Origin of the sequence: Halomonas ramblicola (genome assembly GCF_030409215.1) — a bacterium.
GTDB classification, from domain to species: domain Bacteria; phylum Pseudomonadota; class Gammaproteobacteria; order Pseudomonadales; family Halomonadaceae; genus Halomonas; species Halomonas ramblicola.
Genome location: NZ_JAUFPL010000028.1, coordinates 515,162 through 534,475 on the forward strand (window position 1 = coordinate 515,162; position 19,314 = coordinate 534,475).

The window sequence follows — 19,314 nt, forward strand, 5'->3', positions numbered from 1 at the left end:
CGCAGCGTCCTCGATCCTTGAGCCGCTCCCACCGCAGCGCCGGCGGCGGATCGTTCGCTGTGGCAGGGGTACCGGCGGTCCCGGTATCCCTGCCAGAGCGGCCTGTCGGCGGCTCGCTGTGGCGATGGCTCCCGACAGGTGGAGCCGTGATCCTTCAACCGGCCAGACTATATACCAACCTTGGCTATCTGGCGAGTCTGCTACCCAGGCTATCGCAGCTGCCTATCGCGAGGGGCGCCGGGAAGAAGCCGAAGAGGCCCCCTACAACCCGCTCGATCTCAGGTGCTGCGCAAATTGCCGTTGAGTTGCAGTGTGAAAGCACACCGAATTACGACGGTCCCGACACTCAGTGCAGCAGGCGCGAATCCCCCGGCAGGGTGTCGATGTGCATGGGGGCCCAGTGGCGGGGCCGCGCACCGGGAAACTCCAGGCTCGCCCAGGGGCCGGCCAGGGGCGGCGCGGCGCTGAGCCAGGCCACCAGGGCCTGGCGCAGGCCGGCCAGGAAGCTCTCGCGTTCCGGGGTCTCGCCCATGAAGAAGGAGAAGCCGGCATAGAGCCCCCGGGCGTAGGACTCCCATCCCGAGTAGTGGGCGGCGGCCAGCGCATGGGCACGCTCCAGCACCGCCTCGAAGGCGGCCGCATCCAGCCAGCCCAGCTGACGAGCGGCAATGGCCAGATCCACCGCCTGGGCCGCGTCCCAGGCGGCGAGGTCGGTGTCGTTGCAACCGTCCTCGTTGTCGCGCACCCGTTGCAGGCGCAGCAGATGGTCGCGTTCCTCGTCGCGACACTCACCGCTCTCCAGGGTGGCGATCTCCGAGGCGAGACGTGCGGCGTTGAGGGTATAGGGCGCATAGTTGATCTGGTACTCCTGGCGGTCACCAGCCTCGAGCAGGAAGTCCAGGAAGTCGTCCAGTTCCTCCGCCGAGTGCAGGCCATAGTGGCCGTCGATCCATTCGCGGATCGCCTGCGCCTCGCGTTCGCTCTCACGGTGCGGCAGGCTCCAGGGCGGGCTGTTGAGCGGCCCCACCAGTGACATGGCGGTGAACAGCGACAGGCTGGGCCGTGCTGCCGGCTCCTGCCACTCGCCGCCCTGCCAATCCAGCCAGTGGAAGAGGCTGCCGGGGTCCTCGGCGTGCCAGCGGATCTCGGCGGTCAGCGGGGGCTGGCCCTCTTCGGGCAGCAGGCCATCCCACTCGGCCCAGGCCTCCAGCAACCGCCGAGCATCGGGATAGAAGCGGCACAACGAACCGCGTAGCGCCTCGGCCAGCCCGGCGAGGCCTTCGGCGTCGAAGGCCTCGCTGTCCATGGCCATCTGCAGGTAGAAGGCGTACTTCTCGGCCATGTGGATGGTGGCCGCATGGCGGCTGGCGCGACGCAGGCCGTCGCGCATGGCCAGCGCCGCCGGCTCCGGTCGCCCGAAGGGGGTCTCGGCGGGCGGCAGGGCGCCGTGGGCGGCATCCGCCGCCAGCTGGTTGAGGTGGTGGGCCTGGGCCGGCAGCCAGTAGCGCACCAGCGCCTCCACGCCCTCCTCCGGGTGCAGGTCCAGGGTCTCGGCGAGGTAGTGGCGGGCCTCCTCGCGGCGTGCCGCGGCCACCGCCATGGTCGGCCCCTGGCGGGCCGCCAGCTCCGGCTCACGCACCGAGGCCAGGGCCAGTACCCAGTGTCGCGGCGCGGACCGCCAGACGCGGACCGCCCGGCGCGAACGCTCCAGCAAGGCGGGCGCCACCAGCCCCTGCAGGGGCGTTCGCCAGGGGCTCACCGGGGACTGCAGCAGCAGCCCCCAGTCGGCATCGCAGGCCGGCAGCAGGTCGCGTCCCTCGGAGAGGCTGCGCCCCCGCTGGTAGGCGCGGGCCAGGGCCGCCCAATCGCTGTAGCGATGCAGCACCAGATCGGTGGCGTGCAGGGCGAAGTCCTCGGCCTCCTCGGCGTCGAGCCAGCCCAGACAGGCGCCGGCCCAGGCCAGGTCCACCAGGCGCAACCAGTCCCAGGCCGCCCACTCCAGCGGCTCGCCATGCTCGACGAAGCCGAGCAGTACCCGACCGTAGCGGCGCTCGGGCCCCTCCAGCCCCGCCAGCCAGGCCCGGCGGTCGTCCGCCCCCAGGGCCAGCAGCCGGGTGGCATCCAGGTCCCAGCCCTGGCGGTCGCCCTGGGCGCCCAGCCACAGCAGCGCCCGCACCAGGTCGTCCCGGTCGCGGATCTGCCACGCCTCGTCGAGCCAGGCGGCGAGCCCGCCCCAGTCGTGCTCGCCGGCGGGCACCGCCACCACCGGCGCGAAGCCGGCACGCAGCCGCCAGGCGGGGGCCCCGCCCGTCTCGGGCCAGGGTGCATCGGGGCGGTCATGCACCGCCAGCCACTCGCCGAGCCGCTCCCAGGTGACGCCGTCGCCCTCGTGCTCGAGCACCGACAGGACCTCGCAGGCCTCGGCGAAGCCGTCGTCGCCCCGCACCCAGCCCTCGGCGCTGCGCGCCCGCAGCAGCGCCTCGAGCCAGGCGTCGAGATCGCGGTGGTGGGCGGCGATCTCGCCGGCCAGCCAGTGGGCCCAGGCCCTGGCCTCGGCCTCGCCCAGCCAGCCGGCGGAACCGGCCAGCGCCACCAGCTCCAGGGCATCCAGCAGTCGCGACGGGTCGGCGCCGCTACCGCCGGGCCCCAGCGCCTCGAGCAACCGCCAGCCCAGCTCGCCGCGATCGCCCACGTCCAGCGCCCCGAGTCGGGCACGGGCGGCCTCCGGCGCCACGCTCAGCGGGTCGGGGTCGAAGGCCCAGTCGCATAGCACCAGCTGCTGGGCCCACCAGGCGTTCAGGGGATCGATCAAGGCACACCTCGCCATCGGGACGATAAGGGCGGCACGCGGCCGGCGGATTTTTGGCGCCCCAGTGTAGCGGAAAGCACCGCCGTCGCCGATGGGTCACGACGCTTTTCGCTGACACTCGCCGCGACGGTCCCGGGCTTGGCGAGGCGTTTGAAATAATGCACACTGCGTAAAATATGCCAACAATTCCCGGAGGAACCATGGCCGACCTGCCCGACATCCTGATCCCCAAGGCCTACATCGGCGGCGAATGGCGCGATGCCGAGACGCGCTTCGCCGTCACCGACCCGGCCAGCGGCGCGACCCTGGCCGAGGTGCCCGACCTCGATGCCGAGGCTACCCGTGACGCCGTGGCCGCCGCCGAGGCCGCCTGGCCGGCCTGGCGCCGGCGGACGGCCAAGGAGCGCGCCGGGCTGCTGCGCCGCTGGTTCGACCTGCTGATGGCCCACCAGGAGGACCTCGCCCGGCTGATGACCCTGGAGCAGGGCAAGCCGCTGGCAGAGTCACGCGGCGAGGTGGCCTACGGCGCCGCCTTCGTGGAGTTCTACGCCGAGGAGGCCAAGCGCATGGCCGGCGAGACGCTGCCCGGTCACGGCGCCGACAAGCGCATCCTGGTGTTCCGCGAACCCATCGGGGTGGTGGCCGCCATCACGCCATGGAACTTCCCGCTGGCGATGATCACCCGTAAGTGCGCCCCGGCGCTGGCCGCGGGCTGCCCGGTGGTGATCAAGCCCGCCGAGGCCACGCCCCTCACCGCCCTGGCGGCGGTGCGGCTGGCCGAGCTGGCCGGCTTCCCCGCCGGGGCGATCAACGTGGTCACCGCCAGCCGCCCCGCCGCGGTGGGCGAGGTCCTCACCACCGACCCGCGGGTACGCAAGATCTCCTTCACCGGCTCCACCCCGGTGGGCAAGGCGCTGCTGGCCCAGTGCGCCGGCACGGTCAAGAAGGCCTCCATGGAGCTAGGCGGCAACGCCCCCTTCATCGTCTTCGACGACGCCGACCTGGATGCGGCGGTGGAGGGCGCCATCGCCTCCAAGTACCGCAACTCCGGCCAGACCTGCGTGTGCACCAACCGCCTGCTGGTCCAGGCCGGGGTCTACGATGCCTTCGTCGAGAAGCTGGCCGCCCGGGTGGCGGAACTGAAGGTGGGCAACGGCCTGGACGAGGGCGTGGTCCAGGGGCCGCTGATCAACGCCGCCGCGGTGGAGAAGGTCGAGGCGCATATCGCCGACGCCCTGGAGAAGGGCGGGCGCCTGGTGTGCGGCGGCAGGCCCCACGCCCTGGGCGGCACCTTCTTCGAGCCCACGGTGATCGCCGACGTCAGCGACGCGATGCGCGTGGCCCGCGAGGAGACCTTCGGCCCGCTGGCCCCGGTGTTCCGCTTCGAGACGGACGAACAGGCCATCGCCATGGCCAACGCCACCGAGTTCGGCCTGGCCGCCTACTTCTACGCCCGCGACTATCGCCGCATCTGGCATGTTATGGAGGGCCTGGAGTATGGCATGGTGGCGGTCAACGAGGGCCTGCTCTCCACCGAGCTGGCCCCCTTCGGCGGCGTCAAGGAATCCGGCCTGGGCCGCGAGGGCTCGCACCACGGCCTGGACGAGTTCACTGAACTAAAATACGTGTGTGTCGGCGGCCTGTGAGCGACCGCCGCCCGCTTTTCCACCAGGAGGCATCATGAACAACGCTGAACTGAACGAACTCAAAAAGCGCTACGTCGCCAACGGCGCCGCCAGCCCCGCGACCCAGTTCGCCGCCCGCGCCGAGAACGCGCTGGTGTGGGACGCCGACGGCAACCGCATCATCGACTTCGCCGGCGGCATCGGCGTGCTCAACATCGGCCACCGCCACCCCAAGGTGGTGGAAGCCGTCAAGGCCCAGCTCGACCGCGTGATGCACACCTGCCAGACCGTGATGCCCTACGAGGGCTACGTGAAGGTGGCCGAGAAGCTCAGCCAGGTCACCCCGGTGCGCGGCCACGCCAAGGTGATGCTGGCCAACTCCGGCGCCGAGGCCCTGGAGAACGCCGTCAAGGTCGCCCGCGCCGCCACCGGCAAGAACAACGTCATCTGCTTCGACGGCGGCTACCACGGCCGCACCTTCATGACCATGGCCATGAACGGCAAGGTCGCCCCCTACGCCGGGGACTTCGGCTCCATGCCGGGCAACGTCTTCCGTGCCCCCTACCCGGTGCCCTACCACGGCGTCAGCGAGGACGAGGCGATCCGCGGCCTGAAGATGGCGATCAAGACCGACGCCAATCCCCGCGACACCGCGGCCATCGTGCTCGAGCCGGTGCTCGGCGAGGGGGGCTTCTATGCCGCCCCGGCCAGCTTCCTCCAGGCGATCCGCGAGATCTGCGACGAGCACGGCATGCTGATGATCGTCGACGAGGTGCAATCCGGCTTCGGGCGTACCGGCAAGCTGTTCGCCATCGAGCACAGCGGCGTCGAACCGGACATCATCACCATGGCCAAGAGCATGGCCGACGGCATGCCGATCTCCGCCGTGGTGGGCACCGACAAGCACATGGACGCCTCCGGCCCCAACTCCCTGGGCGGCACCTACACCGGCAGCCCGGTCTCCTGCGCCGCCACCCTGGCCGTGCTGGAGGTCTTCGAGCAGGAAGGCATCCTCGAGCAGAGCCAGGCGCTGGGCGACAAGCTGGCCCAGCGCTTCGCCCGCTGGCAGCAGGACTTCGACTGCGTCGACAACGGTCGCCACCTGGGCGCCATGGCGGCCATCGACCTGGTCACCGACAAGGCCAAGCACACCCCGGATGCCGACCTGGCCGCGGCGCTGTGCAAGAAGGCCCGCGAGAAGGGGCTGATCCTGCTCTCCTGCGGCCTCTACGGCAACACCATCCGCTTCCTGATGCCCGTCACCATCGAGGACGAGGTGCTCGAGGAGGGCCTCGGCATCATCGAGGCGTGCCTCAAGGAGCTGGTCGGCCAGCCCGCCACCGCCTGATCGGGTACCCGCCACACCGATCCCACCGCCCGGCCCCGCGCCGGGCGGTGCTCGTCGGGGGCGGATCAGCGGCCATAGGCCCCCCTCTTCGACCTGTCCCCGGCGCCCCTCGCCATCATCCCTCCGGGTTGCAGCCGGCTCTCTTGCCAGGACGTTGTCCAGCCGGGAAGATGGCGGCGTCCACCACGAGGCGACACCGTGATACTGCGAACCCTCTCCCTGCTGCGCTCCCTGCAGGGCGCCGGCGACACCCTCCAGGCGGCCAGGGCCCGCGTCCAGTTGGCCTGCGACTACCGCTGGCTGCGCGGCGAGATGCGCCAGGGCCTGATCGCCGCCGAGGCGGTGCGACTCGCCGACGGTACCCCGGCGCAAGCCGTGCTGCTCGCCTACCCCGCCACGCCGGCGCGCCTGGCCGGCGGCCGCTGGCCCGAGGATCCCGAGGCGCGGGAGCGCTGCTTCGTCGCCGGGACGCACGCCTGCCGGGCCGCCGGGGCGCCGGCCTACCGTACCCTGGAGAGCCTCTCCCAGGGCCTGGCGCACGGCGCCGCCACGGTGCTCAGGGACGCCTCCCGTCTCCAGTACCTGCTCGACCGGGAGGCCCTGCGCCTCACCTGGCGCCGCCCGGAGCGACTGCCCGAGGCCCTTGCCCGGCGGCTGGGCGATGGCCGGGCGCCGCCGGGGTGCTTCCTGCTCGAGGTCAGGGTGCCGGGGGAACGCGAGGCGACCGCGCCCGATGGGGCCTGGCTGGATCGCCGCCTGGACCGCTACCGGCGCATCCTGCCGCCGACGACTCGCTGAGCCCCGCACGCCGGCGCCCGACCAGTGAGGCCAGGCGCCCGGCGCCGAAGGTCAGCCGTCTCAGGCCTTTTTCACCTTGGCGATCACCCACAGCAGCACCACCGCGCCGACGATGGCGGTCACCAACGAACCGATGAAGCCGCCGGCCTCCAGCCCCAGCAGGCTGAACAGTCCGCCACCGATCACGGCCCCCACCACCCCGACGCCGATGTTGCCGAGGATACCGAAGCCGCCCCCGCGCATGATGTGGCCGGCGATCCAGCCCGCCAGGCCACCGATGATCAACCAGGCAATGATTCCCATCTCGCTCTCCTTGTCGCTCGTTTGGGTGAGACACGCCAGGCTCAGAACGACGAGCCCGGCCGCTCCAGGAAGGCCAGCTCCTCCGCGCTGGAGGCCCGGCCGAGGATGGCGTTGCGGTGTGGATAGCGCCCGAAACGCTCGAGGATCTCGCGGTGACGGTGCTCGAAGCGCAGGTTCTCCTCCAACCCCGGCTGGTCGAAGAGCCGCCGCGCCTCGTCATGGATGACCAGCGACTCGCTGTGCATGTAGGGCAGGTAGAGGAAGGCGCGCCAGGACACCGGCAAGGCCCGGTCGGCGCCCCGGGCCACCGCCTCCTGGGCCAGTACCAGCGCCACCGGGTCGCCGGCGAAGGCCAGCGGGCTGTCGCGGTGGAGGTTGCGGGGGAACTGGTCCAGCACCAGGATCTCGGCCAGCCGCCCCTCGGGCGATCGACGCCAGCCCCACAGCTCGCCGCGCCTGGCGGCCGCCGGCAGGTCGCCGAAGCGCCGGCCGATCTCGGCGTCCAGCGCCGGGTCCTTGCGGAACCACTGAGCCGGCGCGAGTTCGCCGAACCAGAAGTCCAGCACCGTTCGCGCCTCGGGACCTGTCGCCATGTGTCGCGCCTCCGCTGTGCTGTGGCCGCCCTGTTCACCTGATACCATCCCCGCCGTGACACCACAAGCGAGGAGCGCCATGAACCCGGATCCCATCTGGTCGATGCTCAACTATGCCCTGCACGTCGTCGGCCTGCTGGTCTGCCTGGCCGGGCTGACGCTGGCCCGCGGCGAGCGCCATCGCGCCGCCGGGCGCCTGCTGGCCGGCGCCGGCTTCCTGATCGCCGCCTCCCCCACCCTCTACGCCCTGGTGGCCACCCCCTGACACGAGGATGTCCCATGCCCGCCACCGTCGCCCTGCTGTCGCTCTGCCAGGCCCTGCTGGTCAGCGGCAACATCCTGCTGATCGCCGTCTCGCCGCTGATCGGCGCCGCCCTGGCGCCCAGCGCCAACTGGGCCACCGCCCCGGTCGCCACCCAGTGGCTGGGCCTGATGTGTGCCACCATCCCCGCCTCGCTGATCATGGGACGCCTGGGGCGCAAGCGCGGCTTCGTGCTCGGCAACCTGGTGGGCCTGGCCGGCGTGGCGCTGGCGCTCCAGGCCCTGGTGGGAGAACGCTTCGGCCTCTTCCTGCTGGCCACCTGGCTGATCGGCATCGGCATCGGCTTCGGTCAGCTCTACCGCTTCGCCGCCGTGGAGGCGGCCCCGGCGCCGCTGCGCGACCGGGCCATCGGCCTGGTGATGGGTGGCGGGGTACTGGCCGCCTTCTTCGGCCCCTGGCTGGCCCGGATCAGCCAGGGGCTGGGCGAGGTGCCCTTCCTGGGCAGCTTCATGGGCCTGGGCGCCCTCTACCTGGTCGCCCTGGCGATCCTCGTCCTGCTGCGCCTGCCCCCGGCCGAGGCCACCCACTCGGACGGACCGGGCCGGCCGCTGGGCGAGATCCTGCGCCAGCCGGTGTTCGTCGCCGCGGTGAGCGCGGCGCTGATCGGCTACGGGGTGATGAACCTGGCCATGACCGCCACGCCCCTGGCCATGAACCATGCCGGCCACGACTTCGACCACGTGGCCACCACCATCCAGTGGCACGTGCTGGCGATGTTCCTGCCCTCCTTCGTCACCGGCCGGCTCACCGGCCGCTTCGGCGCGCCGCGGATGATCATCGCCGGCTGTCTGCTGCTGGCCGCCAGCGCCCTGGTGGCCCAGTGGGAAGGCGGCCTGGCGGGCTTCCATGTCGGCCTGGTGCTGCTCGGGCTGGGCTGGAACTTCACCTTCCTACCGGCCACCGGCCTGCTCACCGAGGCCTACCGCCCCGCCGAGAAGGCGCGCACCCAGGCCGCCAACGAGTTCCTGGTCTTCTCCACCGTAGCGCTCACCGCCCTGGCCGCCGGCCCGCTGGTGAGCCAGTTGGGCTGGTCGCCCCTCAACCTGGTGCTGTTGCCGCTGTGCCTGCTGCCCCCGGCCGCGCTGCTGCGCTGGCGGCTTGCCAATCCCGCCCGGCGCCCTCACATTAGTGACTGAATTTTCAGGATGAGCCGCCACGGATGCCCCAGCCACTGGCACGCGAGTTCCAGGACCTCCTCGAGCGTGGCCGCGACCGCCAGCTGCGCCTGGCGGTCACCGGCCTGTCGCGCTCCGGCAAGACCGCCTTCCTCACCTCCCTGGTCAACCAGCTGCGCCACGCCGGCCTGGAGGCGCGCCTCGACCTGCTGCCGGCGGCCCGTGAGGGTCGCCTGCTGGGCGCGCGGCGCGTCAACCAGCAGGACCTCGCCGTGCCGCGCTTCCCCTACGACCCGGCGATGGCCGCCCTGGCGGAGACGCCGCCGAGCTGGCCGGAGCCCACCCGCGGCATCAGCGAGCTGCGCCTGGCGATCCGCCATCGCCCGGCAAGGCGCGGCTGGCTCGCCGGCGAGACGCGCCAGCTGACCCTGGACCTCTTCGACTATCCCGGCGAGTGGCTGCTCGACCTGCCGCTGCTGGAACACGACTACCCCAGCTGGTGCCGGCGCCAGCAGGCCGTGCAGGGTCACCAGCGGGAGGCCCACTTCGCCGCCTGGCGGGCCGCGGCCGAGGCGCTGGACCCCGCCGCCGAGGCCGACGAGGCGCGGCTCGCCGAGATCTCCGAGCACTACGCCGAGGGGCTGCGCGCCGCCCGCGAGGCGGGCTTCGCCGACCTGCAGCCGGGACGCTTCTTGCTGCCCGGCGACCTGGCCGGCGCCCCGGTGCTGCAGTTCTTCCCGCTGCCGGGGATCGCCGAGGCCGAGCCGGCCGCGCTCGCCGCCCTGCCCGAGGAGAGCAACTACGCCACCCTGGCGCGGCGCTTCCGCCACTACCAGCAGCACATCGTCCGGCCCTTCTACCGCGACCACTTCCGCCGCTTCGATCGCCAGATCGTGCTGGTCGACCTGCTGGGCGCCCTCAACGCCGGCCCCGAGCGCTTCCAGGACCTCGCCCGGGCGCTCGCCAACCTGATGCAGAGCTTCGATTACGGCAAGCGCAGCCTGCTCTCGCGGCTCTTCGCCCCGCGCATCGACCGCCTGGCCATCGCGGCCACCAAGGCCGATCACGTCACCCCGGAGCAGCACCCGCGGATGGTGGCACTGCTCGAGGCCCTGCTCGCCGAGCCGCTCAAGGACCTGCGCTTCGCCGACGTACCGGTGCGCGCCCTGTCGTTGGCGGCGATTCGCGCCAGCGAGGCCCGCGAGGTGGAGCACCAGGGGCGCCGCAGCCCGGCGCTGCAGGGCACCGGCCTCGACGGCGAGCCCTTGCTGTTGTTCCCCGGCGAGCTGCCCGAACGCCTGCCGGACGCCGCCTTCTGGGCCCGCCAGGGCTTCGACTTCCCCGCCTTCCGCCCGCCGCCCCAGGACGGCGGCGCCCTGCCGCACATCCGCATGGACGCCGCCCTGGAATGGCTGATCGGAGACAAGCTGCAATGACCGAGCCCCGCGACCCGCGACCCGGCCGGCGCTTCGCTCCCGAGCCGCCCGCTCCCGGGGCCACGCCGGATCCGCGCCCCGCCGAGCCCTTCGCCACCGACCTGCCCAGCCGGGCGCTGGCGCCCGAGCCCGATGCTCCCGGCGAGCGGGCCCTGGAGGCCGACCTGGCCCGGCCGCGTCGGCGGCGCTGGGGACTGCTCGGCCTGCTCGGCGCCGGCCTGGGGCTGGGCGCCGTGGAGGCCGGCCACACCCTCTACCGGGCCGGGCTGGGCGGCGACTGGCTGGCCGGGGCCTGGAGCCTGCTGCTGTTGTTGGCCCTGGGCCTGGGCGGCTCGGCGCTGGCCCGCGAGCTGTGGCGGCTACGCCGCCTGAAGCGACACGACCGTCTGCGCGAGCGCCTGGCGGCCCTGCCCCGAGCCGACGCCCGCGAGGCCGGCGCCACCGCCGAGGCGCTGCGCCGGGCCCTGGCCCTGGACGACGACCATCCCCACTGGCAGGCCTTCCTGAGCGCCCGCCAGGCGCACCATACGGGGGCGGAGGTGCGCACCCTGCTCGACCACCACCTGCTCGCCCCGCGCGACCGCGCGGCGCGCCGGCTGGTGTCGCGAATGTCCGGCGAGACGGCGGTGATGGTGGCGGTGAGCCCGCTGACCCTGGTGGACATGCTGCTGGTGGCCTGGCGCGGCCTGGCCATGGTCGACCGGCTGTGCCGGCTCTACGGCCTGGAGCTGGGTTACGCCGCGCGCCTTCGCCTGCTGCGCGAGGTGCTGCGCCAGATGGCCTTCGCCGGCGCCACCGAGCTGGCCGGCGACGCGGGCATGGAGATGCTCTCCATGGACCTGGCCGGCCGCCTCTCGACCCGTGCCGCCCAGGGGCTGGGGATCGGCCTGCTCAGCGCCCGGCTGGGGCTGCGCACCCAGCGCCTCGCCCGCCCCCTGCCCTTCGCCGGGGACGAGGCGCCGCGCCTGGCCGACCTGCGCCGCGAGCTGTGGCAGCAGCTCCGCCGCCTGGAGCGGGAGGGCGACCGCCCCACCGACGGAAACGCTTGACCCACGTCAAGAAACTTCGCTTTCGATGCACCGCGCACCTCCCCGCCGGACGCAGACCCGCTACGCTGATGGAAGATATCCTGCCCCGAGGAGATAGCCCATGTTCTCGTCCATTCTGGTCCCCGTCGACGGTTCCGAACACGCTCGCAAGGCGCTTGCCGTGGCCTGTCGGCTGCTCTCGCCGGATGACGGCACCCTCTATCTGATTCACGTGCCCGAGCCGATCGCCCACGAGGCCCTGCTGGTCTGGGGGATCGGCGCCGTGGCCCTGGACGCGAGCCAGGCGGAGCGCCAGCGGGTCGGCGAGGAGGTGCTCGCCCGCGCCGTCGAGGCCGCCCGCGAACAGGGTGCCACCCGGGTCGAATCCCGTCTCGGCGAGGGTGAGCCGGCCCGGGCGATCCTTGCCGAGGCCGAGGAACGCGGCGTCGAGGCCATCGTCATGGGCAGCCGCGGCCTGGGCGACTTTCAGGGCCTGGTGGTCGGCAGCGTCTCCCACAAGGTGGCCCACGCCGCCCCGGCCACCGTGATCACGGTGCACTGATCACAGCCCGAAGCGCTCGCGCAGCTGGGCGGCCACCGCCCCCTCGGCGTGATGGCCGATGCGCCGGGCGTCCGGCACTCGGCCGGGCAGCTCGGGGTGGGCGTTGGCCATCACATGGGACTCGCCGGCCAGGGCCAGCATCTCGGTGTCGTTGAGGTTGTCGCCGAAGGCCAGGCAGCGCTCCGGCGTGAGGCCCAGGCTCTCCAGCAGGGCGGTCAGCGCCGTGCCCTTGTTGACCCCGCCGGCCATCACCTCCAGGGAGTTGGCCATGGAGTAGGTGACGTGAAGCCCCGCGCCGTGGCGCTCGCGGATCCGCGCCTCCAGCTCGGCCACCCGCGACGGCTCGCCGATGTAGAGCACCTTGCCCACGCCCACGCCGTCCAGCTCGGCATGCTCGGCCACCCGGTAGCCGAAACCGGTGTGGGCATGCAGGGCCAGCAGCTCGGGGGCCTCGGCATCGATCAGCCAGTCATGGTCGCGGTAGAGGTTGAGGCGCACCTCGGGAGGACGCGGTAGCGCGATCAGCTCGCGGGCCACGGGCACCGCCAGGTGGCGGGCGGCCACCAGATCGCCCCGGGGATCGTGCAAGTAGGCGCCGTTGGTGCTGATCAGGTGCACCGGCACCCCCAGGCGCTCGCGGAAGGCCAGCATGTCGCGATAGTGGCGCCCCGAGGCGAAGGCCAGGTGGTGGCCCGCCTCGGCCAGGGCGCGCAGGGTGTCGACGGTGGCCGGGGCCAGGCCGTGGCCGGCATCCAGCAGGGTCCCGTCCAGGTCGGAAACGATCAGGTGTGGGGTCATGGCACTCTCCGGATTCCAGTGCGCCACAGCTTAACCGATTCACCCACCGTGTCCCATCGCCGCGGGGGCGGCCCATCCCGGCCGCCCCGCCGACGCATGGTCCCCCGGCGCGGCGTTACGCCAGGCCCCGGGCCACGGCCTGGGCCCGTTCGCCGAGCAGCACGTGCACCACGCCCCCCTGCAGGCGCTGCACGCCTCGGGCACCGAGCCGCACCAGGGCCGCCTCGTCCAGGCCTGCGGCGTCGGCCAGTTCCAGCCGCAGCCGGGTGGCGGCGACCGCCGCGGCGGCACGCACGTTGTCCGCCCCGCCCAGGGCCCGCTGCCAATCGCCACGGGCCTCGGCATCGATGGCCGGGGTCGCCTCCCCGGCCTCGCGCGTCGACGTCTCCACGGACGCGGCGACGGGCGCCGTGCCCTGGGCGGCCATGGCGGCGCGGATCTCGTCGGCCACCCCGTCGGCGATGGGGCCCAGGATCACCTGCAGGCCGCCACCCTGCAGGCGCAGGATGCCACGCGCGCCCAGCGCCTTGAGGGCCGCCTCGTCGACGGCGTCGGGATCGTCGAGCACCAGGCGCAACCGGGTGGTGCAGGCCCCGACGCTGCCGAGATTGCCCGCCCCGCCCAGGGCGGCGACGAAGGCCGGTCCGCGCTCGCCGGCTGCGGTCGTGGCAGCGTCGGAGGGCGCGTCGGTCTGGGGCTCGCGGCCCGGGGTGGGCAGGTCGAAGCGGGCGATGGCCCAGCGGAACACCGTGTAGTAGAGGGCGAAATAGGCCAGCCCCACCGGCAGCATCAGCCAGCCGTTGGTGGCGAGGCCGTAGGAAAGGGCGAAGTCGAAGGCGCCGGCGGAGAAGGTGAAGCCCAGCTTGACGTCGAGCCAGTGCAGCAGCGCCATGGACACGCCGGTGAGCAGCGCATGCAGGCCGTAGAGCAGCGGCGCCAGGAACATGAAGGTGAACTCGATGGGCTCGGTGACCCCGGTGAGGAAGGCGGTCAGCGCCAGGGAGAGCAGCAGGCCGCCCACCTGGGCACGGCGGCCCTGCGGCGCGGCATGGTACATGGCCAGGGCCGCGGCCGGCAGGCCGAACATCATCACCGGGAAGAAGCCGGCCATGAAGCTGCCCGCGGTGGGATCGCCGGCGAAGAAGCGGTTGAGATCGCCGCTGGCCACCGTGCCGGAGGCCGCCTCGAAGCTGCCGAAGACGAACCACACCAGGCTGTTGAGCACATGGTGCAGGCCGGTGACGATCAGCAGGCGATTGAGCGCGCCGTAGACGAACAGGCCCAGCTCGCCGGCATCGATCAACCACCGGCCGAGCGCATCGATGCCGTGCTGTACCGGCGGCCAGGCCAGGCCGAAGAGCACGCCGAGTGCCACGGCGGCCAGCCCGGTGGCGATGGGCACGAAGCGCCGGCCACCGAAGAAGGCCAGGTACTCGGGGAGCTTGATCGCGTGGTAGCGGTTGTAGAGCAGCCCCGCCACGCTGCCGATGATGATGCCCGCCAGCACGCCCATGTCGATCTCGGGGTTGAGGGCGATGAGCACTGCATCCAGCACCAGGTAGCCGATCACCCCGGCCAGGCCGGCGGCGCCATTGCCGTCGTTGGCGAAGCCCACCGCCAGGCCGATGGCGAAGATCAACGCCAGGTTGGCGAAGATCGCCTCGCCGGCGCCGGCGATGAAGGCGATGTCCAGCAGGTCGGGCTGGCCCAGGCGCAGCAGCAGGCCGGCGATGGGCAGCACCGCGATGGGCAGCATCAGGGAGCGGCCGAGCCGCTGCAGCCCGCCCATCAGGCGGGAGCCGAGGGTCGTGGTGATCATTTCAGGCACCTCTCGAGGGACGTTGTCGTTGTGGTGTCGTGCGCGTCGGCGTCCGCCGCCAGCAGGGCCGCGAGACGCTCGCGTACCGCGGCGGCCTCGCCCAGGTCCAGCAGCTCGGGGAGCCGTCCGGCCAGGGCACCGGCATCCAGGCGACGCAGGGCGGCCTTGACCGCCGGCACCCGGGCCGGCTCCACGGAGAGCTCGTCGACGCCCAACGCCACCAGCAGGGGCGCGGCCAGGGGGTCGCCGGCGGCGGCCCCGCACACCCCCACCGGGCAGCGCCCGGCGGCCCCCTCCACGGTGGTCCGGATCAGCCGCAGCACCGCAGGGTGCAGGACGTCGGCCCGGGCGCTGAGCGCCGGCTCCTCGCGGTCCATGGCCAGGGTGTACTGGATCAGGTCATTGGTGCCGATGGACAGGAAGTCCGCCTCGCCGGCCAGGCCGTCGGCACACAACGCGGCGCTGGGCACCTCGATCATGGCCCCCAGGCGCGGGCGCTCGGCGAGGCCCAGCTCGGCGGCGAGGGCCTCCAGGCGCCGGCGCACCTCGCGCAGCTCGGCCGCCTCGGTGACCATGGGCAGCATGATGCGCAGGCTCGCCAGGGGCTCGACCCGCAGCAGGGCCCGCAACTGGGACTCCAGCAGCCCGGGATGGCTGTGCCAGAGGCGCATGCCACGCATGCCGAGCGCCGGGTTGGGCACCGCCGGCAGGCGCAGGTAGGGCAACTGCTTGTCGGCGCCGATGTCCAGGGTGCGAATGATCACCGGCTTGCCGCCCAGGGCGTCCAGGGCGGCCTGGTACTCGCCGCGCTGGGTGGCCTCGTCGGGGGCGCCGTCGCGCTCCAGGAAGAGGAACTCGCTGCGCATCAGGCCCACGCCGTCGGCACCGTTGTGCGCGGCCAGGCGGGCCTCCTCGCCGCCGCCGATATTGGCGCCCACCTCGACCACGCGGCCATCGCGGGTGATCGCCGGCTCCCGGGCCGCCTCGCGCTCGGCCTCGGCCCGATGACGCCGCGCCTCGAGCCGCGCCGCCACCTCGGCCAGCCGGGCCGGGCTCGGCGCCGTCTCCAGGCGCCCGCCGTCGGCATCCAGCACCGCCTGCTCGCCGGCCGCCTCCCGCAGCGCCGGTCCCATGGCCGCCAGGCAGGGAATGCCCCGGGCCCGCGCCAGGATCGCCACATGCGAGGTGGTACCGCCGCCGGCCAGGCAGAGACCCGCCGGATGGCGAGCGGCCACGGCCACCAGCTCGGAGGGGGTCAGCTCCTCGGCCACCAGGATGGCGCCCTCGGGGACTTCGGGCAGGGCGGGCTCGGCCGCGTCGCCGAGCACCGCCATCACCCGCCGCTGCAGGTCGCGCAGGTCGGCGACCCGCCCCGCCAGCAGGGCGTTGCCGCTGGCGGCGAGCCGCTCGGCCTCGGCGTCCAGCGCCTCGCGCCAGGCCTGGCCGGCACTGCGTCCGGCGCGGATGCGCTCGCGGGCCGAGGCCGCCAGGTCGGGATCCTCCAGCCAGGCGCGGTGGGCGGCGAAGATCTCCGCCTCGGCGGCCTGGCCCTGGCCCGTCGCCTCCGCCTCGGCCTGGGCCAGGGCCTCGCCGACGCTCACCAGGGCGGCGTCGAGGCGCGGTGCCTCCAGGGCCTCGCCCTCGCCGTCCCGAGGTACCCTGGGCAGCGGCGGCCGGTAGTGGACCAACGGCCCTCGGGCCAGGCCAGGGCTCGCCACCAGCCCGGCCAGCTCGCCCTCCCCCAGCTCGCCTGCCGGAAGGGGCGTCGCCGCCGCGGGGGCGCCGTGCTCCTCCGCCTCGGGGGTGGTGAGCAGCGTCTCGGCGGCGTCCAGGGCCGCCGCGGCGCGCTCGCCCCGGGCGGTCAGCCGCAGGGCCGCGCCCTCGCCGAGGCCCAGGTTCATCAGGGCGCTCAGGCTCTCGGCGCTGGCGCGGGGACGATCGCCGCCGCCCTCGCCCGCCTCGGCATGCACCGTCAGGGTCACGCCATGCTCCCGGGCGATGGCCCGCAGCCGCGCCGCGGGCCGGGCGTGCAGGCCGGCGGCCAGCGCCAGGCTCAGGTGGCGCTCGAGCTCGGGTCCGGTGGCCTGGTCCCCGGCACTCGCCGCCGCGACGGCCTCCAGCACCAGCAGCGCCTCGCCCCGGGCGACGCGCTCGCCTCCGCCATGGGTCGGCTCACGCAGCCGCCAGCCGGCGGGCTCGGTGATCACCAAGGGGGTGATCAGGGCCGTGGCGCCGCGGGCCAGGCGGTCGGCGTCGAAGCGGCACAGGGGGTCGCCGGCGCGTACCCGGTCGCCCACGGCGACCAGCGGCTCGATGCCCTCGCCACCGAGTTCGACAGTGTCCAGGCCCAGGTGCAGCAGCAACTCCAGCCCGGCCTCGGTCCTCAGGGTCAGGGCGTGGTGGGTGCGGGCGAACTGCACCACCTCGCCGTCACAGGGGGCGTGCAGGCACTCGCCCAGGGGATCCAGGGCGATGCCCTCCCCCAGGGCCAGGCCGGCGAACGCCGGGTCGGGCACCTCGGTCAGGGGCACCACCACGCCCTCGACGGGGGCCTGCAGGGTCAATGTGGATACGGTCATGGGAAACTCCCGAATTGTTGTTGTCGCCGGAGGGCGGGGCGGCTCACAGGGTGCGGGTGACCTTGTGGAGGTGGCGGGGGCGGTCCGGATCGCTGCCCCGGGCCGCGGCCAGGCCGGCCACCATGACGTAGAAGCTCTGGATCACCGCGAGCGGCTGCAGCGCCTCGTGGCCGGCGTCCACCAGGGTCAGGTGTCGCCGGGGCACGGCCTCATCGGCGGCCAGCAGCACCCGGGCGCCGACGCCCTCGAGCCACTCGGCCAGCGCCAGCAGCCCGGCCTGCTCCGGCCCCGGCGGAGCGAAGACCAGCACCGGGTAGCCCGGGCCGATCAGCGCCATGGGGCCGTGGCGCACCTCGGCACCGCTGAACGGCTCGGCCTGGATGGCGCAGGTCTCCTTGAACTTGAGCGCCGCCTCCTGGGCCACGGCCAGGCCGGCGCCACGGCCGATCACCATCAGCCGATCGGCGGCCTCCAGGGCCTCGATGGCCGGCGACCAGTCCGCCTCGGCGGCCCGGGTCAGGCGCTCGGGCAGACCGGCGAGGGCGTCGAGCAGGCGGTGATCCTCCTGCCAGTGTCCCAGCAACTGGGCCATGGCCGAGAGGGTCGCCAGGTAGCTCTTGGTGGCGGCGACGCTGCGCTCGAGACCGGCATACAGCGGCACCTCCCGGTGGCTGGCCGCGCCCAGCGGCGATTCCGGGGTGTTGACCAGGGCCAGGGCATGGGCACCGGCCTCGGCCAGGGCCCGCTGGGTCGCCACCAGGTCGGGGCTCTGACCCGACTGGGAGACCGCCAGGGCCAGTTGCCCCGAGAGCCGCCAGGGGGCCCCGGAGAGGGTGGTCAGCGAGGGCGGCAACGAGGCCACCGGAATGCCGTGGAGCTTCATGCACAGGTAGGCGAAGTAGCCGGCGGCATGGTCGGAGCTGCCGCGGGCCACGGTCACCGCCCCGACGGGCGGTCGCCGGCGCAGGTGCTCGCCCAGGTCGGCGAGCAGGCCGGCGTTGCGTTGCAACTGGCCACGGATGCGCTCCGGGGCGTTGCGGGCTTCATCGAGCATCAGGGACATCAGGCGTCTCCTCGGATGGCGCGGCCCTCGACGAAGACCGCTTGGAGTTGGAGTCGGGGGTCGAGCACCACCAGGTCGGCGGGGGCACCCACGGCCAGGCGCCCCAGCCCGGTGAGGCCGAGGAAGTCGGCCGGGTAGCGGGAGAGGCGGTCGGAGGCCTCGGCCAGGGAGAGGCCCAGCGCCACCAGGTTGCGCAGCGCCTGATCCATGGTCAGGGTGCTGCCGGCCAGGGTGCCGTCGGCCAGACGCACGCCGCCCAGGCACTTGGTCACGGTCTGCTCGCCGAGACGGTAGTCGCCGTCGGGCATGCCGGCGGCGGCGGTGGAGTCGGTCACCGCGTAGAGGTGGGGGATGCAGCGCAGGGCGGCGCGGATGGCGCCGGGATGGACGTGCAGCAGGTCGGGAATCAGCTCGGCGTAGTCGGCATGGGCCAGGGCCGCCCCCACCATGCCCGGCTTGCGGTGATGCAGGCCGGTCATGGCGTTGAACAGGTGGGTGAAGCCGCAGGCCCCGTGCTCGAGGGCCTCGACCCCCTCCTCGTAGCTGCCCAGGGTATGGCCCAGCTGTACCCGGATGCCGCGCTCGCCGAGGTGGCGGATCAGCGTCCGGTGGCCGGTCAGTTCCGGGGCCAGGGTCACCAGGCGAATCGGTGCCAGCGCACAGAGCGCATCCAGTTCCTCGAGCCGGCCCGGACGGGCATGGGAGGGCTGGGCGCCGAGCTTGCCGGGATTGATCCAGGGCCCCTCCAGGTGCACGCCCAGCACCCCGGCGGCACGGGGATCGGGGTCGGCCATATAGGCGTCGATCTCGCCGAGCACCCGGCGGACGTCGGCGTCCGGGGCGGTCATGGTGGTGGCCAGCAGCCGGGTGGTGCCGAAGCGGGCATGGGTACGGGCCAGGGTGGCCAGCGCCTCGCGCCCCTCCATGACGTCGGCGCCGCCGCCGCCATGCACATGCAGGTCGATAAAGCCAGGCAGGATGCGCGGCAGGTCGTTTTCCTCGGGGTCCACCGGCTCGCCGCCGATGCGGCTGATGCGCCCCTCGGCCCAGTGGACCTCCCCCAGTCGCCAGCCGTCGGGGGTCAGGATATTGCCGTACAGCATGGAGTCTCCTCGG

General features: G+C 73.4%; 16 protein-coding genes. 8 read left to right on the top strand and 8 right to left on the bottom strand.

Going from position 1 to position 19,314, the window contains the following annotated elements; translation table 11 throughout:
• Nucleotides 1–346: 346 nt before the first annotated feature.
• Nucleotides 347–2,812, bottom strand: coding sequence for a DUF1266 domain-containing protein (locus tag QWY80_RS13420; RefSeq protein ID WP_290232338.1), 2,466 nt, complete (start codon nucleotides 2,810–2,812; stop codon nucleotides 347–349).
• A gap of 197 nt (nucleotides 2,813–3,009) precedes the next feature.
• Between QWY80_RS13420 and QWY80_RS13425 the strand changes: the two genes are divergently transcribed.
• The 3 genes from QWY80_RS13425 to QWY80_RS13435 all read left to right on the top strand — a co-directional run bounded on the left by QWY80_RS13425 (nucleotide 3,010) and on the right by QWY80_RS13435 (nucleotide 6,580).
• A complete protein-coding gene (locus QWY80_RS13425) occupies nucleotides 3,010–4,455 on the top strand; it encodes an NAD-dependent succinate-semialdehyde dehydrogenase (protein WP_290232339.1) in 1,446 nt (481 codons plus the stop codon).
• Nucleotides 4,456–4,489: 34 nt separating this feature from the next.
• Entirely contained in the window at nucleotides 4,490–5,782 is a 1,293-nt protein-coding gene (gabT, locus tag QWY80_RS13430) for a 4-aminobutyrate--2-oxoglutarate transaminase (RefSeq protein ID WP_290232341.1), read from the top strand.
• Between the two features lie 198 nt (nucleotides 5,783–5,980).
• Nucleotides 5,981–6,580, top strand: coding sequence for a hypothetical protein (locus QWY80_RS13435; RefSeq protein ID WP_290232343.1), 600 nt, complete (start codon nucleotides 5,981–5,983; stop codon nucleotides 6,578–6,580).
• A 60-nt stretch (nucleotides 6,581–6,640) separates the two neighbouring features.
• Here the strand turns inward: QWY80_RS13435 and QWY80_RS13440 are convergent, their stop codons facing one another.
• Nucleotides 6,641–6,883: a GlsB/YeaQ/YmgE family stress response membrane protein gene (locus QWY80_RS13440; protein ID WP_290232345.1), complete on the bottom strand. Its 243-nt coding sequence runs from the start codon at nucleotides 6,881–6,883 to the stop codon at nucleotides 6,641–6,643.
• A gap of 41 nt (nucleotides 6,884–6,924) precedes the next feature.
• Nucleotides 6,925–7,476 (bottom strand): DUF924 family protein, encoded by a 552-nt coding sequence (locus tag QWY80_RS13445; protein WP_290232347.1) that lies wholly within the window; start codon nucleotides 7,474–7,476, stop codon nucleotides 6,925–6,927.
• Between the two features lie 79 nt (nucleotides 7,477–7,555).
• Here QWY80_RS13445 and QWY80_RS13450 point away from each other — a divergent pair, with 79 nt between their 5' ends.
• From QWY80_RS13450 to QWY80_RS13470, 5 genes are all read left to right on the top strand, one after another.
• A complete protein-coding gene (locus QWY80_RS13450) occupies nucleotides 7,556–7,741 on the top strand; it encodes a hypothetical protein (RefSeq protein WP_290232349.1) in 186 nt (61 codons plus the stop codon).
• A gap of 14 nt (nucleotides 7,742–7,755) precedes the next feature.
• Nucleotides 7,756–8,934 (top strand): MFS transporter, encoded by a 1,179-nt coding sequence (locus tag QWY80_RS13455; RefSeq protein ID WP_290232351.1) that lies wholly within the window; start codon nucleotides 7,756–7,758, stop codon nucleotides 8,932–8,934.
• Nucleotides 8,935–8,957: 23 nt separating this feature from the next.
• Nucleotides 8,958–10,349, top strand: coding sequence for a YcjX family GTP-binding protein (locus tag QWY80_RS13460; RefSeq protein WP_290232354.1), 1,392 nt, complete (start codon nucleotides 8,958–8,960; stop codon nucleotides 10,347–10,349).
• Nucleotides 10,346–11,398, top strand: coding sequence for a TIGR01620 family protein (locus QWY80_RS13465; protein WP_290232356.1), 1,053 nt, complete (start codon nucleotides 10,346–10,348; stop codon nucleotides 11,396–11,398). Before QWY80_RS13460 ends, QWY80_RS13465 begins: the two co-directional genes overlap by 4 nt.
• Before the next feature lie 100 nt (nucleotides 11,399–11,498).
• On the top strand, nucleotides 11,499–11,939 hold the full coding sequence (locus QWY80_RS13470) for a universal stress protein (RefSeq protein WP_290232358.1): 441 nt from the start codon (nucleotides 11,499–11,501) through the stop codon (nucleotides 11,937–11,939).
• Here QWY80_RS13470 and QWY80_RS13475 read toward each other — a convergent pair whose 3' ends face one another.
• The 5 genes from QWY80_RS13475 to nagA all read right to left on the bottom strand — a co-directional run bounded on the left by QWY80_RS13475 (nucleotide 11,940) and on the right by nagA (nucleotide 19,301).
• On the bottom strand, nucleotides 11,940–12,737 hold the full coding sequence (locus QWY80_RS13475; protein ID WP_290232359.1) for a Cof-type HAD-IIB family hydrolase: 798 nt from the start codon (nucleotides 12,735–12,737) through the stop codon (nucleotides 11,940–11,942).
• A 115-nt stretch (nucleotides 12,738–12,852) separates the two neighbouring features.
• A complete protein-coding gene (nagE, locus tag QWY80_RS13480; protein WP_290232360.1) occupies nucleotides 12,853–14,556 on the bottom strand; it encodes an N-acetylglucosamine-specific PTS transporter subunit IIBC in 1,704 nt (567 codons plus the stop codon).
• Nucleotides 14,553–17,135: a phosphoenolpyruvate--protein phosphotransferase gene (gene ptsP, locus QWY80_RS13485; RefSeq protein WP_290232361.1), complete on the bottom strand. Its 2,583-nt coding sequence runs from the start codon at nucleotides 17,133–17,135 to the stop codon at nucleotides 14,553–14,555. The genes nagE and ptsP overlap by 4 nt, the downstream gene beginning before the upstream one ends.
• A 43-nt stretch (nucleotides 17,136–17,178) precedes the next feature.
• The gene (locus tag QWY80_RS13490) at nucleotides 17,179–18,198 is read right to left on the bottom strand and encodes an SIS domain-containing protein (RefSeq protein ID WP_290232362.1); all 1,020 of its coding nucleotides are present in this window, start codon (nucleotides 18,196–18,198) and stop codon (nucleotides 17,179–17,181) included.
• Nucleotides 18,198–19,301, bottom strand: coding sequence for an N-acetylglucosamine-6-phosphate deacetylase (nagA, locus tag QWY80_RS13495; RefSeq protein WP_290232365.1), 1,104 nt, complete (start codon nucleotides 19,299–19,301; stop codon nucleotides 18,198–18,200). The genes QWY80_RS13490 and nagA overlap by 1 nt, the downstream gene beginning before the upstream one ends.
• Between the last annotated feature and the right edge of the window lie 13 nt (nucleotides 19,302–19,314).